12 protein-coding genes and 1 pseudogene are annotated in these 14,246 nt (G+C 35.6%); 7 read left to right on the top strand and 6 right to left on the bottom strand.

Annotation, left to right across the window (positions count from 1 at the left end; genetic code table 11):
• Positions 1-106: 106 nt before the first annotated feature.
• Together Q1B05_RS08745 and Q1B05_RS08740 are read left to right on the top strand one after the other, a co-directional pair.
• Positions 107-781: an NAD(P)H-dependent oxidoreductase gene (locus Q1B05_RS08745; RefSeq protein ID WP_299779686.1), complete on the top strand. Its 675-nt coding sequence runs from the start codon at positions 107-109 to the stop codon at positions 779-781.
• A gap of 315 nt (positions 782-1,096) precedes the next feature.
• Positions 1,097-2,104, top strand: coding sequence for a zinc-binding alcohol dehydrogenase family protein (locus tag Q1B05_RS08740; protein ID WP_299779684.1), 1,008 nt, complete (start codon positions 1,097-1,099; stop codon positions 2,102-2,104).
• 185 nt (positions 2,105-2,289) lie between these two features.
• Here Q1B05_RS08740 and Q1B05_RS08735 read toward each other — a convergent pair whose 3' ends face one another.
• From Q1B05_RS08735 to Q1B05_RS08720, 4 genes are all read right to left on the bottom strand, one after another.
• Positions 2,290-3,225 carry a nucleoside hydrolase gene (locus Q1B05_RS08735; protein ID WP_299779682.1) on the bottom strand — a complete coding sequence of 312 codons (936 nt, stop codon included), beginning with the start codon at positions 3,223-3,225 and terminating at the stop codon, positions 2,290-2,292.
• 34 nt (positions 3,226-3,259) lie between these two features.
• Positions 3,260-6,280: a TonB-dependent siderophore receptor gene (locus tag Q1B05_RS08730; protein ID WP_299779680.1), complete on the bottom strand. Its 3,021-nt coding sequence runs from the start codon at positions 6,278-6,280 to the stop codon at positions 3,260-3,262.
• A gap of 54 nt (positions 6,281-6,334) precedes the next feature.
• Positions 6,335-6,895: a DUF2064 domain-containing protein gene (locus tag Q1B05_RS08725; RefSeq protein WP_299779678.1), complete on the bottom strand. Its 561-nt coding sequence runs from the start codon at positions 6,893-6,895 to the stop codon at positions 6,335-6,337.
• Between the two features lie 311 nt (positions 6,896-7,206).
• A complete protein-coding gene (locus Q1B05_RS08720) occupies positions 7,207-7,284 on the bottom strand; it encodes a hypothetical protein (RefSeq protein ID WP_299779758.1) in 78 nt (25 codons plus the stop codon).
• A gap of 283 nt (positions 7,285-7,567) precedes the next feature.
• On the opposite strand from Q1B05_RS08720, the gene Q1B05_RS08715 reads away from it, so the two are divergent.
• Together Q1B05_RS08715 and Q1B05_RS08710 are read left to right on the top strand one after the other, a co-directional pair.
• Complete coding sequence (locus Q1B05_RS08715) at positions 7,568-8,137, top strand: dual specificity protein phosphatase family protein (RefSeq protein WP_299779676.1); 570 nt, start codon at positions 7,568-7,570, stop codon at positions 8,135-8,137.
• Between the two features lie 56 nt (positions 8,138-8,193).
• Positions 8,194-8,793 carry a DUF6642 family protein gene (locus tag Q1B05_RS08710; protein ID WP_299779674.1) on the top strand — a complete coding sequence of 200 codons (600 nt, stop codon included), beginning with the start codon at positions 8,194-8,196 and terminating at the stop codon, positions 8,791-8,793.
• An 863-nt stretch (positions 8,794-9,656) separates the two neighbouring features.
• Here Q1B05_RS08710 and Q1B05_RS08705 read toward each other — a convergent pair.
• On the bottom strand, positions 9,657-10,421 hold the full coding sequence (locus Q1B05_RS08705) for a TIGR03915 family putative DNA repair protein (protein ID WP_299779672.1): 765 nt from the start codon (positions 10,419-10,421) through the stop codon (positions 9,657-9,659).
• A gap of 7 nt (positions 10,422-10,428) precedes the next feature.
• Complete coding sequence (locus Q1B05_RS08700) at positions 10,429-11,691, bottom strand: putative DNA modification/repair radical SAM protein (protein ID WP_299779670.1); 1,263 nt, start codon at positions 11,689-11,691, stop codon at positions 10,429-10,431.
• 160 nt (positions 11,692-11,851) lie between these two features.
• Between Q1B05_RS08700 and Q1B05_RS08695 the strand changes: the two are divergent.
• The 3 genes and pseudogenes from Q1B05_RS08695 to Q1B05_RS08685 all read left to right on the top strand — a co-directional run.
• A pseudogene (locus Q1B05_RS08695) lies at positions 11,852-12,040 on the top strand (helix-turn-helix transcriptional regulator); the annotation flags it as partial.
• 3 nt (positions 12,041-12,043) lie between these two features.
• A complete protein-coding gene (lexA, locus tag Q1B05_RS08690; protein WP_299779756.1) occupies positions 12,044-12,451 on the top strand; it encodes a transcriptional repressor LexA in 408 nt (135 codons plus the stop codon).
• A gap of 517 nt (positions 12,452-12,968) precedes the next feature.
• Positions 12,969-14,054 carry a T9SS type A sorting domain-containing protein gene (locus tag Q1B05_RS08685; RefSeq protein WP_299779668.1) on the top strand — a complete coding sequence of 362 codons (1,086 nt, stop codon included), beginning with the start codon at positions 12,969-12,971 and terminating at the stop codon, positions 14,052-14,054.
• Positions 14,055-14,246: the final 192 nt, after the last annotated feature.

Raw genomic sequence — 14,246 nt, 5'->3', positions numbered from 1 at the left:
ATGTTTATACTATACTTTTAGACCGTTATTGTGAGTTTAAAAGACTATACTTACTTTTGTCACTATAAAAAATATAGTATAATCCATTTTATAAAATCATATAACGATGAACACACCAAACATTGCAAAAGCAGATATATTAAACGCTTTTAATTTCAGACATGCCACAAAGGAATTTGATGCTACCAAGAAGGTATCGGACGAGGATATGAAATTCATTCTAGAAACCGCACATTTATCACCAAGTTCATTTGGTTTCGAGCCTTGGCATTTTATAGTTGTTCAGGATAAGGAGTTACGTGAGTTATTAAAACCTGTAGCTTGGGGAGCACCTTTAAAATTAGATACAGCTAGTCATTTTGTATTGGGATTAAGTATGAAAGCACCTATGGTGAAACATGATTCGGAGTATATTATGCATATGATGAAAGATGTGAAGCAATTACCACAAGAGGTTATTGATATGTATTCTACATTCTACAGAGAATTTCAAGAACGAGATTTTGATTTAGATACAGATAAAAAGTTATTTGATTGGTCTTCTAAACAAACGTATATCGCTTTAGGAAATATGATGACTGCTGCGGCATTAACAGGAATTGATTCTTGTCCGATTGAAGGTTTTCATCAAGAAAAAGCAGAAGCCTTATTACAAGAAAAGTTTGGTGTAGATACGGATAAATATGGGTTGTCATTTATGGTTGCTTTTGGGTATAGAAAAGCAGATCCAGAATTTGGGAAATCAAGACGTGATTTTGAAGCTATAGTGACTTGGAAATAAGTTTTTGTTTTAGGTGTCATTTAGAATGCTATGAAGTATTTATAGAAGCATAGGAGATTCCTCGATTCCTCGGAATGACAGTGTTAGGAGATTCTTCGTTTCCTCGGAATGACATTTTGAAGCTATAGTTACTTGGAAATAAGTTTTTGTTTTAGGTGTCATTTAGAATGCTATGAAGTATTTATGGAAGCATAGGAGAATCCTAGATTCCTCGGAATGACAGTGTTAGGAGATTCTTCGTTTCCTCGGAATGACATTTCATCCCCTTAAAATGACAGAATTAAGAATATTCAAAAATCTAAAAAACACAAAAGCATGAAAGCTATAGGATATAAAGATAATCTTCCAATAGAAGATGTTAACTCTTTGCAAGACATAGAATTACAAATACCACAAGCTGTAGGGCGAGACCTTTTAGTAGACATAAAAGCCATTTCTGTAAACCCGGCAGATTATAAAGTCCGCGCAGGAATGCCTGTAGAAGGAGATGATTGGAAAGTGATTGGTTGGGATGCTACAGGCATTGTAAAAGCAGTAGGCGATGAGGTTTCGCTTTTTAAAGTAGGTGATGAGGTTTGGTATGCTGGCGATTTTACACGTCAAGGAAGTTATGCGCAGTATCAAATAGTAGATGAACGTATTGTGGGTAAAAAACCATCACGTTTATCTTATGCCGAAGCCGCAGCCTTGCCGTTAACATCACTTACAGCTTACGAACTCTTGTTTGATAGATTACAAGTGGCGAAAGATGATGCTAGTAAATCTATTTTAGTCATTGGAGCCGCTGGAGGCGTTGGTTCTATATTAGTGCAATTGGCTAAAAAGCTAACCAAACTGAATATTATTGGTACGGCGTCTCGTGAAGAAACGACGGCATGGTTAAAAGATTTGGGGGCAGATGCTGTTATTAACCATAAGCATAAATTGAGTGAAGAATTAGAAAAATACCACCTTGCTGCACCAGATTACGTGGTGAGTTTAAACGGTACAGAGCAACATGCCGATGAGATTGCTAAATTGATAAAACCACAAGGGAAATTTGGATTTATTGACGATCCTAAATCCTTTAACGTGATGCCTTTTAAAGCAAAAGCAGTATCTACGCATATCGAGTTTATGTTTACACGGTCTATGTTTCAAACGGAAGATATGATGGAACAACACCATATTTTAAATGAAGTTTCGGAGTTGATTGACAACGGAACCATTAAAACGACATTAGGAGAAAACTTTGGCATTATTAATGCTGAAAATCTGCGTAAAGCACATGCATTTTTAGAAACAGGGAAAGCAAAAGGTAAACTTGTTTTAGAAGGCTTTTAATATGACGTCTAAGTCTATTTAGGGCTTTAAAATCTACTTTACAATTTAAGTTTTTATACTCACACGGTACCTAGGATCTTTATTGTTTTAGGTACCGTGTTTTGGTCTGTAATGATAGGCTTATAAGCTGTTTTTGTATTGTATTTAAATTATTTTATAAATTGATTTTAAGTATGTTATATGGTTTAGTTCATCAACTTGTTTAAGTGTCTCCAGAAATCATGTTCCATGTTGTCTACATCAATTTTTGTATAGATTTTAATATCCCGTTGCGTATTTTCTTTAGGTGTTTTAAACGTTTCTAAAGTGGTCCATTCCGGATGAATTAAAGCCTCTATAATGGCAACATCCCACATGATCCATGCTGTTTTTTCAGGATCTTTTTTGGTCCACCAGCGGTTATAGGTCTCCCAGCGATTTACTAAATATTCAGGCATGTCACCTTTCCCTTTGAGTTGCATATCGACTGTGGTTTTTTTAAACACTAAATGCAGACTTGTTGTGGCCGTCATGACTCTTAAGTTTAACGTAGGATGGTTTAAAAGCACATTAACGGCAATGGTATCGTTTCCTGAATTAAACTCTTTTTTATTATAGGTGTTCTCCTGTGGATCGTGCCAAAACCCTAAATAGTTCACTTGAATTTTAGGGATTATGGTTTCATCTAACAGTATTGCAGACACCACGTTAGTACACGAGCCTAAAATAACGAGCTGTAAGGTTTGGTCCGCCTTAAGTTGATGGGCTTTTTCAATGATAAAACGTGCTGCTTCGGAATCTTGAGGAGTATTGGGAGCCGTTAAGGCGTTGTTGCTCCCTAAAGGTAACGGAATGTCTGTGCTACCCATTAATGCCATGAGTCGTTCGTTGATGCGCTGACTTTCTACCACGGTACTATCACTCGCATAAGGAGACGTATGAAACTGAGCAGAGGTAATCCCGAGCACATTAAATTTAGGTTCGCCAACAGCACGCACAATGGCAAACAAATCGTCTACTTCATTAGCTGTATCGGCATCAATAATTACTGGGATTTTTTGGTAGTCTGATTGAGCCTTACTGGTCTGTATCATTAAGGCGATTACACAACATGCACTGAATTTTAATAACTTTTTAAACATCTGATTTCTTTTTTTAAACGTGATTAACGCTGTCTTAAAATAAATATCTTACTCCAAACTGAAACTGTCTTGGCGGCGCTGCATTTCTTGCAACAATGCCACTTCCTGCAGGGCCTTCTTGAATTTGATTACTTTGGGTGGCATTATTACTAAATCCGCTTAGGTTTACGGTATTAAATACATTAAACACATCTGCTCGCAATTCTATTTTATTCCCTTTAGACACTTCAAATTGGTATTGTATGGCAAAATCGAAGGTATAGGACCACGGGAGGCGGTCGCTGTTTCGGGATTCTCCTGGTGAGCGGTCGCTGTTCCCTGTGTAATTTTCTCCAAAACCCGTACCATCACCATTTAAATCTCGGGTTAGGAATTGTTCAAACTGAGTAGATACGATACTGGTATTTGGAATTCTATTTATGGGTTGTCCGCTTTGCAATAATCCCGCAAGCGTAATTGCCAATCCTTTTGCAGGGTACAGATTCCCGATGGCATTGATAAGATGTGTGCGGTCGTTAATGGAAGGTCCGAATTCCAGATCGTAATTATTAGCATCCATTGCTCTAAAATTAATCCCTTCCGTATCGTTTTTGGACGACGATAAGGTATAATTTAGGCGGTATCCAAATATACCATCGCCACGATCTTGTTGGTAGTTAAAACTCAAGGCGGTATAGCGCGAGCGCCCTTCACTTTCTGTCATTATCACACTGCGGGCAATCCCTGTAACCCGTTGTCCGTTAATTGTTGCGCCGCTATTGTCTATGGGAATGGGCCTGGACAAATCTGCTTCGGCTGCTGTACGCACATCATTTTGTGTAAAATCTTCAGCTATAGGAAATTCTGCTGCGGCATTTAAATTACGGAGTCTAAATAGATCTCGACCTTCATTATGCACCAGATCGACATAAAACAAACTGCTTTGATTGATTTGTAATTGATATCCCAATGAAAACTGATGGGTGTACGGATTTTTATAACCATTAGGATTAAGAATACGGCGTTCGTTACTAAACACACTCTCTCTGCGGTCTTGTAAACTTTCTCCAGACGGGCCGTTTAAATACCCAATGTTATCATCTTCTACAAAAGAAGCCGATAAATTGCCTTGAAAGGTTACCCGATTAATATTCGTATCTGACGGTAGAATACCTAAATCTATAAATTCTTGAATTTGCAATTTATAGTCGGCTCCATCTGTATTCTGTTGTAGGGCATCGCTATATAGCGCATAATTGATTTTATCGTAAAATACGCCATAACCTCCACGGATACTGGCATGATCGCCTAATTTATAATTGAAATTGAAACGTGGTGCGACATTATTGAGATCGCCTTTCGTATTTCCACCTTTAGACAGGTTATCGTAATCGTAACGTAAGCCGTAAATGATTTTAAGTTTATTAGTAGCGCTCCATTCATCTTCCAAATACAGCGAATAGATATTTTGGGTGGCTCCGAACGCTTGTGGGCGCAATTCCACATCATAAGACGTAACTGTAGCCTCTGCTGGAATATCGGTAATGCTTAAATGACTTCCCAAATTGGCATTACTTAAGTCGTTTAATTGGTTTTGGGTTAATCGCACGGTATAGTTTCCGTTAGGATTTCCACCGCCTGTAAGTCTATGTTTACCTGAAATAAGACCTAAACCTGCTTTAAGGGTGTGCAGACCCAGATAGAATTTTCCTTTTTGTTGAAACTGAAACGTGTTTTCCAATTCGTCGAAATCGAAACCTGGGCGTCCGATGATTGCAATGGCAGAGGACGCAGGATCTAGTATGGTTACTCGCGGACTATCGGCATCTATAGGTCGGCTATAATCCCATCTAAAACGGGAATATTGCAGGTTACTTTGCACACTGTAAGTATCTCCTATAAAATCATTTTTAAATGCTATGTTTAGGGAGTTGCGATCTTGAAAATTTCCTGCAGAAGGAAAAAGCACGCCTCCTTCTAATCCGCCACCCTGACGTTCAATCGTTACTAATCCAACGTTAGCACGCAGGGAACTCCTAAAACGTTTAGACCAGTTCTGATCTATTTTAGCAGAGAGGTAGGTGAAATTATTAGTCCCTCTAATTGATTCATTTACATTTAGTTGCTCCGAATTTAGAAGATTATCCTTTAAGTCTCGTGTATACTCTGCATTCACGAAAAAGAAGGTTTTATCTTTAACTATGGGGCCGCCAATAGCAAATCCCTGTTGGTAGCGTTGAAACCCATCTTGCACTTGATTTCCGGACAAGTCCCGTTGTGCAAAAGCAGAGCTTGCATCAATAACAGCACCCGGACGTGTAACAAAAAAGACTTCCCCTTCAATTGTATTTCCACCTGATTTGGTTGTGACGTTGATGACACCGTTGTTTGACAACCCAAATTCTGCAGAATAGTTGTTGGTGAGTACTGTAATATCTTTAGTAAACCCCACAGGAATCGCGAATTTTTGTCCACCTAAAAAGCGTTCGTTATTATCTAAACCATCAATAAGGTAGGAGGTATACAATCCATTTCCACCATTGATACTGACGTTGGGAGCTTCTGGGAAAAAACCTGTTGCTTGCGAGACGTTGGGTAATCTAAACAATGCGCGTGTGATATCTCGGCCTTCTATAGGCAAGGCTTTAAGTTCTGCTTCCTTCAATTCGAAAGACACTTCTGCCGACTTGGTATTGATGCGTGTACCTGCCACTGAGGAGATGACGATTTCATCTAAGTTCTCTGTCACCGATGCCGCCGGAACCAAAAACAATTGCACGCTGAGTTCTTGGTTAGAACGCACATCTAAACGTTCAGACACTTGTGGGGCATAGGTGTCATTTCCATCAAAAATAACTTGATATCCATTGACTACAGGAATGGAGTTGAAGACCACTTTCCCTGAAGTAGAGGTTGTTTTATTGACCTCGTAAGCCATATTGGTATTGACTAAACTTACTGTGATCTTTGTAAGATGTTGATTGGTATTAAAATCGATAACCGTAACGACTACATCTTCTTGTGCATATAGCACAGTAAAGCATAGCATACATGCTATTCCTAAAATTTTTTTCATAAACGTTGTTGAGTGCACCTGAGGATGCCTTTAATACATTAATTAAAACGGTATTTACAGTGTATTAATGGGTGAGCCTTTATTGTAAAACGGAGAAGTGAAGTCTGTGTCGAGACCGTTTTGAAGGTATTGTAATATGGTGTTTTTTTCAGTGAGAAGTGCTTGTAAACACGCCATGATACTTTTATATGCCGTTCCTAATTGAGCAAGTATCTTTTTGATGGTAGATTGTTGATCTAAATCGTAAAAAGCCGGCAGACAATGTATGTGTTGCTCATGCGATGTTTGCTGAGAGGGGGTAAGATTGTGATGTACTTGTCTGAATACCTTATTTGTTTGCCAGTCGAATGCTTCAAACACTTTGGCATTGAATTGGTGTTTAGAAAGTGCCAATAAGTAAAATCCACCATCTATACTTGGTCCGATTGTGACTTGTTGCTGTTGCAATCTGAGGTGTGCCTCTTTAATATGCTGAGGCATTAACTGAGGCGTATCGTTACCAATGGTGATGACGTTATCGTACCCCATTTTGAATACAGATGCGATGGCATGTGTAAACCGCTGACCAAAGGTTTCACCTTGCTGTTGCTGTTCTGTGAACAAGATACAATCCAAACCGGTGGATTGTGCTTTTTTAAGACTGCTGTTGGTTAACGTATTAGAAAGTTTGCCTGACTCCATAAACCGCTTGTGCTTTCTGTCCAGTTCAGGAGAAAGCGCAAATACAAGAATGGCGGTATTGCTATGGTTGGCGATGGTTTCTAGTTTTTAAAATCTATTGGTCGTAAACCTATCTAAATCACAACACTAAATCTTAAAAAAAAATGAGAGAAATTATATTTATTTCTATTACTGTGTTCAAGTGGTTTAATGCTAGTGTTTTATATTTTTTTATTATTAATGATAGGAGGGTAGTTGCTACGTTACTATTTCTTGCTCAAATATTTCCAATAGCGTTTAGGCTCATGTTGTTTATGTCGTTTTATATTTTTCCTAGACGCGATGTTTGTGCTTTTAAAATAGTTGTTCCATAATTGTTGAAATTTTAATACAATTGCTGTAAATAGGACTGTTGATGTTTTAGAAGGTACGAAATCAGTTTCAAATTTAGCGTAATCATCACACTAAAATACACTGCAAATAAAATAATGTATTCTTGTTCTTGACTTCGCTCGAACCTCCTAAAAAACACAAGAGGTTATTCGAGCGGAGTCGAGAAGCCACTACTATATTCCGTTTTCTTACCATGCTTTTTTTATCTTTGCAACAGCTAAATATAAATATTTTATGCAAATTTCTTTAAAAAGTCCTCTACACCTTTTTTCATTCTTATGTTTTGCTTTATGTGGCACTTATTTACAGGCGCAAGAGGTTTATTTCGAGAACATAGAGTCTAATCATTTTCATAATTTATACAAACTAAATCCTGATGTATACCGTTCGGAACAGCCTTCTAAAAAAGGGATGGAAGACCTGCAAGCGGTGGGTATTAAATCGGTTGTAAATCTCAGACGGAAACATACGGATGAAAACAAACTTAAAGCTCTTGATTTAGATTTATATAATTTACCGTTAAAAGCAGGGGCATTAGATGGCGATGATATTTTTACTGCTTTACAAACTATACAACAGGCACAGAAGCCTGTACTTGTTCATTGTTGGCATGGTTCAGATCGCACGGGAGCTATAGTCGCGGCATCTCGAATGGTATTCGAAAATTGGAGTAAAGACCAAGCCATTGCGGAGTTTACCGATGCACGATTTGGTTACCATAAAAACATGTATCCTAATTTAATTCCTTTGTTAGAATCTTTAGATATTGACTTGCTAAAAGAAAAGTTAGCTAAAAATTTCTAAGATTAGACGCGTTGTTTTAATTTTGCATTTCATATGCGCTGCATAAATTCAGAAACTTGTTAGAAAAATCCCAACAATTACCCCAAGAACAATTTATAGATTTAGAGTATTTCATTTACTGCTTAGAAGGCGTTTCTGATATCGAAACCGATAAAATTACCAAAACGCAAGAAAGCTTGGAGCACTTGGTTCATAAATTTGGCATAGCAAGCATCTATAAAACTTGCGATACCATAGAAGGACTAGAGGAGAGTTTAAATAGCTTGATTTTAGACGATCATCATTTTACGGATTATGAAATCATTTATTTGGTTGTATCAGGAGCGGCTAATACGATATGTTTAAACGACTACCATTATAGTTTACAAGAAATTGCCGAAATTTTTGAAGGGCGTTTACAAGGCAAGATTTTACATTTTTCAAATGCTAAAATTCTAGATTTAGACGAAGAAGAAGCACAGTACTTTTTAGATATTACAGGAGCCAAAGGGGTTTCTGGCTATGGTAACGCCTATAATGGTATAGATAGTTTACGCTTGGATCAAGCGTTCTTTAATTTATTTAATGAAGACGATAATATGTTTGATGTTGTGGAAGAATTACACCAAAGACATTATGCGCTCTGTAAATTATTGGATTTTAGATTGTATTATTAATGATGTTTTCTTGTTCTCGACTCCGCTCGAACACCCTAGCTCAACATGTTATTGAAACGGTCTTCGAGCGTAGTCGAGAAGTTTAAATTTTGATTTATTACCAGTAAGTTTATAAGTTTTTAATAAACATTACACTTAAACATAATAAAATGCTATTGTAGTATAATACTAGTTCTCGACTTCGCTCGAACACCCTGTTAAGCTCAAGATGTTAGTAGTATGGTCTTCGAGCGTAGTCGAGAAGTTTAAATTTTGATTTATTACCAGTAAGTTTATAAGTTTTTAATAAACATCACACTTAAACATAATAAAATGCTATTGTAGTATAATGCTAGTTCTCGACTTCGCTCGAACACCCTGTTAAGCTCAACATGTTAGTAGTATGGTCTTCGAGCGGAGTCGAGAAGCTATCATAATAATTTAAAACTTAAGAATCAATACCTTATAGTTTTTATTATATAAAAAAATAATACTATTATAGTGTAATTCTTGTTCTCGACTCCGCTCGAACACCCTAGCTTAACATGTTATTAGTATGGTCTTCGAGCGTAGTCGAGAAGCTATCATAATAATTTAAAACTTAAGAATCAATATCTTATAGTTCTTATTATATTAAAAGAAACTATGCTATTATAGTGTAATTCTTGTTCTCGACTCCGCTCGAACACCCTAGCTCAACATGTTATTAGTATGGTCTTCGAGCGGAGTCGAGAAGTTATAATTATAATTTAAAACTTAAGAATCAATATCTTATAATTCTTATTATATTAAAAGAAACTATGCTATTATATTGTAATCCTAGTTCTCGACTCTGCTCGAACACCCCTGAAAATAAAATATAAAAGCCGTATAAAACAAGAGTTTTACTGTTTCTCGCTTAAATATTTCCAATAGCGCTTCGGTACATGTTGAATATGGAGTTTCATGTTTTTTCGAGAAGGGATGTTTGTACTTTTAAAATAGTCGTTCCACAATTGTTGAAATTCTAATTCAATCGCAGCAAATAGGTCTGATGATGTTTTAGACGGATCAAAATTAGAGTCAAATTCAAGAGTAATCAATTCTACTTGTTTCAAATCGTAATAGATCCCATATTTTCGTTTTAAATCGTAAATCAGCCATTTCTGGTCGGCATAGCGCCTTTCAAAATGTCTTTTTATGAGTGGTAACACATTGAAATCCGGTTCTATATTGGCAAAATAAATACCATCTTTTGTCAGTTTAAACCGTACAAAGGCTTCCATTCTATGTTTTTCTCTCCCAACATTTTTAGTCAGTTTAGCTACCTCTAAAATATGCGCATTACTAAAATCTGAAGCGACGTTTGTTTTAGAGGCAAACACATATAAAATGGCTTGGTATATGGTATGTTCTGCCGTAGGATTTTCACTTAGGAAGGCATAATAAAACCGACGCAATTCGTTGGCGGTCATTTTCTTTTTTAAGCCTATCCACACCCGATTTGCCTTCTCTTGGTCTGTAATCACCGTCTCGTAACTCCCAAATAACGGTTGTTGAAATCGCTGTTGATTGACTATAACAACTGTTTTCAATTTCATCTCGTAAGCCGTAAACACAGCCGTTAAGAATCCATCGAATGAGCTGTCGTAAATCAGTGTGGTTTCCATAACGCTACTATCCAAAGAGATTTAATTGGTTACTAAGCATGTTGGTATATTTACTCTTAGAATTCTGTAAGATTAATCCTTTAATTTTTTCAGCTGTCAGATCACGACTTTCAAATTGGTTTGAGGCACAAATCATAAAATATTTAGCCCGATTTAAGGATACCCCAATTGCTTTTAAATGGTCCCAATTGAGTTGTCTGTAACGTCTGGCATGTAATATCTTAAATACCGATTTCATCCCTAAACCAGGTATTCTAGCTAACATGCGTTTATCGGCTTTATTCACATCTACAGGGAATTCGTGTAAATTCCGTAAAGCCCAACCCAATTTTGGATCGATATCTAAATCTAAATGTTGGTTTTGCTCGTTTAGGATTTCTTCAATATTAAAGCCGTAGAATCTTAATAACCAATCGGTTTGATACAATCTGTTTTCACGTAACATGGGCACAGGTGTGCCTATTTGTGGCAACCGGGTATCGTAACTAATAGGCACATAGCCAGAATAATACACCCGTTTTAAATTGAAATTTTTATAAAAGTAGTTGGAGGTGTACATGATTTGCATGTCGTTTTCGCCACTGGCGCCCACAATCATTTGGGTACTTTGCCCAGCTGGTGCGTATTTGGGCGTACTTTTAATAAGTTTCTTTTCACTTTTATATTGTATGATTTCATTTTTAACCTTTTCCATAGGTTTAATAAAATCGGCTCTGTTTTTATCTGGTGCTAAAAGTTTTAAGCCTTCTGCTGTTGGTATTTCAATATTCACGCTTAATCTGTCGGCATATAAACCTGCTTCCCGCATGAGTTCGTCACTAGCACCAGGAATAGATTTTAAATGAATATAGCCATTAAAGTTTTCTTCTAATCGTAATTTTTTAGCCACAGCCACCAAGCGTTCCATGGTATAATCGGCACTTTTAAAGATACCTGAACTTAAAAAAAGCCCTTCAATATAATTACGTCTGTAAAAGTTTATGGTTAAATCGACCACTTCTTGCACCTGAAATGCTGCCCGTTTAATATCGTTACTTTTTCGCGTGACACAATAGGCACAGTCGAATATACAATGGTTTGTCAGGAGTATTTTTAACAAGGATACACAACGGCCATCTTCGGTATAGGTATGACAGATCCCCGAATTTGAAGCATCGCCTAATCCCTTATTTGTATTGGCTCTGTTACTCCCGCTGGAAGAGCAAGACACATCGTACTTTGCAGCATCTGCAAGGATATTTAGTTTTTCTTGTACCCGTTCAAAAGACATTGTTATGTATTTAAGTTTTAGGTGTAAAGCTACAACTTAATCTTATAAAAAAGAGGAGGTGTTTATAAAAAAGCTTAAAATATTAATAATAAGTATCTCATATTATGAGATATTGTTGTGTAATTGTTTATATTTGTTACTGAAAATCAATTGATTGATTATGAATCGCATTAAGGAGGTATTAGAAGACAAAGGCATCAAGCAAACGTGGTTGGCCGAGAAGTTAAATAAGAGTTATAATATGGTGAATGCTTATGTGCAAAATAGGAGGCAACCCAGTTTAGAATTGCTGTATGAGATTGCCAATATTCTGCATGTTGAAGCCCGAGACTTATTAGAGGTTAACAAGGTTGTGTTACATAGTACGGCTGAAAGTGATACCGTAAATATCCCATTAATAGGTGCTGTAGCTTGTGGTTTGCCCACATTTGCAGAAGCACATATTGAAGCTCAAATCCCAATCGCCACACAATTGGTTAAAACCCCATCAGATTATTTTTTGTTGAGAGCCACTGGAGATTCTATGAATACTAAAGGCATAGATAGTGGAGACTTACTACTAATTAAACGTCAACAAACTGCAGTAACCGGAGATTTGGTACTTGCCCTAATAGACGACGAAGCCACTATTAAAGAGTTTAGGCATAATGGCAACACAATTGTTTTAAAACCGCATTCTACAAACCCAAAACATCAGCCCATAATATTAACTACAGATTTTAGAGTTCAGGGTGTCGTTGCGGAAGTGATTAAGATGTGATGATTAAATGGTCTTTATTAAAATTGTTAGTCCAAACTAGTTATGCTATATTATTTAGCCATATAGAACTGTATTTATAACTTTTTATTAAGATTAATATATTCATGCATCGCTTAATATCTATTTAAATCAAAGCGAAAGTTGTTATTATAGTATCTTCAAAAACAGTAATATTGAAAACGGCTTCTATAATGTTAGTGCGGCACTTTATATACTACGATGTAGTATGGAAGTGTCAATTATTTAAAAAATCTTTTTGGTTTACGGTTTTCCCTCATATGTAATACTATAATATTTTGTAAATTTAAATTTTTCTTAAGCAATTATTGTAAGCTCATATCTTATTGATTTTTACGCTTGTAATCCTTTTAGCATTTTGAATAAATTATTAAAGCATATTTAAAAAAAATTACCAAAACCAGCTATAAGTGAAGATCAATTTAATGAAGGTTTTTAATAAGAATTATTAATTAAAAAATAAACTGGTTATTCTAATGATGGATGGATTACTGAAGTCGTGTCATATCAAGGGGCAATTTATTTTTCTGCAATAGGAGATAATGGTTTTGCTTTATTTAGAACTGATGGCACAATATCTGGAACTTCAAAAATTAAAGACTTAAATAGACTTGAAGCCATTCGTGTGGTAAATAATAAATTAGTAATGATTGCTGAAACTTCAGGCACTACATATGGACCACATGATTTGTGGGTTTCAGATGGAACGACAGAAGGAACAAATCACTTAATGACTTTTGGAGATAATATAGATAGTGATATTCAAGATATGACTATACTTAACGACGAGCTTTATTTTATAGCAAAAGAGCCAAGTCCTTTTTATAAAGCTGTATATAAAACAAATGGAACATTAGAAGGGACTAAACTTATGTTTTCTGATCGTACTCATCCGTTTATAAATTTAGATATAAGTCAAATTATGAGTTGTGGAGATTATGTGTATTTTCAAGTTCATGATGAGGCTAGTTCTGGAACTGAATTATGGAAGACAGATGGTACAGCAGCTGGTACAAATGCCGTTTTAAATAATGAAGAAGATGTTTATAATGTTTTCACTGAATTAGCTTGTTTTAAAGAAAATTTACTTTTTAAACAATATGCCTATTCAGATAAATTATGGGTAACTAAAGGTAAGTCAAATGAAGTTTCTGCTATTGATATTAATGTTACAAATGGCTCATCAGAATTAAGATTAACTTATTCTTTTACCATGGTTAATGATCATCTTTTTTTTCAAGGTATAACTACCGAAAGTGGCAGCGAGCTGTATGTTACAACTCCAGTATTTTCGACTCTCGGTGTAGATGATCATCATTTTTTTGAAACTCATAATACAGAAAAATTAATACATATTTATCCAAACCCCACTACACGTTTAGTTAACATTAAATCTATTCAGGATACTCAAATCCAAAGTTTTGAAATATTCGATTTATTAGGTAAAAGCATCAAAAATCAAGAAAACAAAATATTGTCTACTGCAATGACTTTTAATACAAGTAAATTATTAAAAGGTATTTATTTAATTAAAGTCCAATTTTTCAATGGTAATACAGCAAGTGCAAAATTAATAGTTAATTAATACTTTATTTATGTCATTAGACATTAAAAAAAACATCCAAAAAATAGTTTTTCTTAGTTTGCATAAGGCTATGAATGTGGTTAAAATATGTCTACTGATTGAGAGCCGATATTTTCTTAATACAATCTAGAGCTATATATTATTTATATGTGTTAAATTTTTAATTGATATTATCAAATATCAGGTACTTAT

The sequence above is a fragment of the uncultured Formosa sp. genome (assembly GCF_947500765.1).
Taxonomy (GTDB): domain Bacteria; phylum Bacteroidota; class Bacteroidia; order Flavobacteriales; family Flavobacteriaceae; genus Formosa.
The sequence above is the reverse complement of the archived record's forward strand: the minus strand, read 5'-3'. Positions and strand labels throughout refer to the sequence as shown.

Excerpts from the sequence above, each read along its gene's own strand:
- Q1B05_RS08700 (WP_299779670.1), bottom strand. The coding sequence starts at position 11,691 with ATGTCTTTTGAACGGGTACAAGAAAAACTAAATATCCTTGCAGATGCT.
- Q1B05_RS08735 (WP_299779682.1), bottom strand. The coding sequence starts at position 3,225 with ATGTTTAAAAAGTTATTAAAATTCAGTGCATGTTGTGTAATCGCCTTA.
- Q1B05_RS08715 (WP_299779676.1), top strand. The coding sequence starts at position 7,568 with ATGCAAATTTCTTTAAAAAGTCCTCTACACCTTTTTTCATTCTTATGT.
- Q1B05_RS08730 (WP_299779680.1), bottom strand. The coding sequence starts at position 6,280 with ATGAAAAAAATTTTAGGAATAGCATGTATGCTATGCTTTACTGTGCTA.
- Q1B05_RS08745 (WP_299779686.1), top strand. The coding sequence starts at position 107 with ATGAACACACCAAACATTGCAAAAGCAGATATATTAAACGCTTTTAAT.
- Q1B05_RS08705 (WP_299779672.1), bottom strand. The coding sequence starts at position 10,421 with ATGGAAACCACACTGATTTACGACAGCTCATTCGATGGATTCTTAACG.
- Q1B05_RS08740 (WP_299779684.1), top strand. The coding sequence starts at position 1,097 with ATGAAAGCTATAGGATATAAAGATAATCTTCCAATAGAAGATGTTAAC.